Raw genomic sequence first — 639 nt, 5'->3', positions numbered from 1 at the left:
TTAGCAAAACCCGCGTAAACCCTCGCCCAATCGGGCGGGGATATAAGCGGGAAACGCGAAGCGTTTCTAGTCAGGTGTGGCCTGACTTTGTACATATTCTTTCAGCGTTTCAATCGTTGCACCACCTGCGCTACAGGCAAAATAGGAGCGCGACCAGAGCGCTGCGCTCTTGCTTTGCCGGGGTACGTGGGTATTGAGTCTACGTATCCGGCGAGATGAAACCGATTTCAGGTTGTTCACCATAACGCTGATCGCCAGTTTCGGTGGGTAGGCCATCAACAGATGAACATGATCTTCTTCACCGTCCATTTCCAGCAGGTTACATTCCAGTTTCTCGCAAGCAGACTCAAATGCTTCACGCAGCTGCTCAATCATAAAGCCATCGAACAGTTTTCGTCGGTACTTGGTGGTAAAGACCAGATGAACAACCAGCTTGGTGACGCTGTGACGTTTTCTAAGGTAATCTGATAGCAATTCTTTATGATGCACACTCACTTGAAATATGACCTTAGTAGCTTATAATAAATGAATTATATCAATGAGCGCTGAAATGTTAAAGGCCACGAAAGTACGCATTTATCCCACACCTGAGCAGGCGGAATTTTTAAACCGCCAGTTCGGTGCTGTGCGCTTTGCGTA

Annotated in this window: 2 protein-coding genes; one reads left to right on the top strand and one right to left on the bottom strand. The window is 47.6% G+C overall.

The genetic code is table 11. The features are described 5' to 3' along the window. Positions 1–66 precede the first annotated feature (66 nt). The gene (gene tnpA, locus NOG12_RS13100; protein WP_257119926.1) at positions 67–495 is read right to left on the bottom strand and encodes an IS200/IS605 family transposase; all 429 of its coding nucleotides are present in this window, start codon (positions 493–495) and stop codon (positions 67–69) included. 43 nt (positions 496–538) lie between these two features. On the opposite strand from tnpA, the gene NOG12_RS13095 reads away from it, so the two are divergent. After that, the coding region (locus NOG12_RS13095; protein ID WP_313933500.1) for a helix-turn-helix domain-containing protein at positions 539–639 on the top strand (101 nt) is incomplete at its 3' end.

It is taken from the genome of Pseudidiomarina fusca (assembly GCF_032227045.1).
In the GTDB taxonomy this organism is placed as follows: domain Bacteria; phylum Pseudomonadota; class Gammaproteobacteria; order Enterobacterales; family Alteromonadaceae; genus Pseudidiomarina; species Pseudidiomarina fusca.
Note: the sequence above shows the minus strand (reverse complement) of the source record. Positions and strands in the feature narration are given on the sequence as shown.